The sequence below is a fragment of the Carnobacterium sp. genome, from assembly GCF_032094055.1.
Classification (GTDB): Bacteria; Bacillota; Bacilli; order Lactobacillales; family Carnobacteriaceae; genus Carnobacterium_A.
In genome coordinates, this window is record NZ_DAMDAK010000050.1 from 16,592 (window position 1) to 18,003 (window position 1,412).

The following is a 1,412-nucleotide window of genomic DNA, read 5'->3' on the forward strand; positions in this document are numbered from 1 at the left end:
ATGATAAACGTTATGCTCTACCTCTTGGTAACATTGTTGAAGCGATTCGTATTAAGAGAGAAGACATCCAAACCTTACAAGGAAAAGACGTGTTAAACTATCGTGATCAAATTATTGAAGTGAAGCATTTGAGTACTGTATTTGGTGAAAAATCAGTAGATGAGGCATTTGAATCATATGGTTAAGTAAGGCTAATAAACGATTATCAAACATGTCTTACCTCCTTACACAAATTACTATACTATGAAATCGCTTCCTTTAAAACGATGGTTCAGCACAGTTTGATTTTAGGATTTAAAATTCCATTGGGCTGAAGAATCCTCACTAATCTTATTTTAGCAATAGCAGAAAATTTTTTAGCAAGATATTTTTTCTTTTTTCTATGTTAAAATCAATGTAAATAAAGGGGGTTAACCATGTTACCAATTTTAGAAATTAAGAACCTTAAGAAGTCGTTTGGTTCAAATGAAGTGTTAAGAGGTATTGATTTTGCTGTTTATCCCGGTGAAATCATAGGATATATCGGTACAAATGGCGCTGGAAAAAGCACTACAGTCAAGATGATTTTAGGGTTATTGAAACCTGACGCCGGTGAAATTACGATTTTCGGAAGTTCCTTAATAAAAAATGAAACTACTTATAAAAATCGGATTGGGTATGTACCGGAAAATGCTGATTTATATGAGACACTAACAGCAGAAGAATACTTTTTATTTGTTGGACAACTATATGGCTTAAAGGAAGCGGATATTCAGCAAAGAAGTTTCACCATGATGACTGCTATGAAAATTGAATCATCCTTTCGTACTAGGCTTTCAACATTTTCCAAAGGGATGCGACAAAAAGTACTCATTATCTCCAGTTTATTACATAATCCTGATATCCTTTTTTGGGATGAACCGCTGAACGGGCTTGATGCCAATAGCGTATTGGTTATTAAAGAGATATTAACTCAATTAAAAATGGAAGGAAAAACGATATTTTACTCTTCACATATTATGGATACGGTTGAAAAACTTAGTGATCGTATACTCATTCTTAACAATGGACAAATCGTTGCAGACGGTCCTTTTAATGAGATTCGACATGAAGCAGAAGGAACCTTAGAAGACTTATTTAACGAGCTGACCGGATTTGATGAACAGCAGCAACTCGCTCAAGACTTTGTGCATGCCATGAAGGGAGAATATCTCGATGCTTAAACCGCTTCCTTTAAAAGAGCCGATCTATTTAAAAGCATTAGATCTTTTCGCTTCTCTTTATGAAAAAAACGGAGTAGATTATGATCAATTGCGGTTAATTGTGAAAACCAAAATCATGATGGATGGGCGTGAACCTAATCCCATCGTGCAGAGTAAAAAAAATGCAACAGAGAAAAATTCTTTCTTTTCTTCTTTGATCTTATATTTTAT

At 34.3% G+C, this 1,412-nt stretch carries 3 protein-coding genes; all 3 read left to right on the forward strand.

The annotated features are described in order from the left end of the window. The coding region (locus RT405_RS08615; protein WP_313469110.1) for a chemotaxis protein CheW at positions 1-185 on the forward strand (185 nt) is incomplete at its 5' end. A 231-nt stretch (positions 186-416) separates the two neighbouring features. Next, entirely contained in the window at positions 417-1,202 is a 786-nt protein-coding gene (locus RT405_RS08620) for an ABC transporter ATP-binding protein (RefSeq protein WP_313469111.1), read from the forward strand. Then, on the forward strand, positions 1,195-1,412 hold a 218-nt coding region (locus RT405_RS08625; RefSeq protein ID WP_313469112.1), incomplete at its 3' end, for a hypothetical protein. The genes RT405_RS08620 and RT405_RS08625, both read left to right, overlap by 8 nt.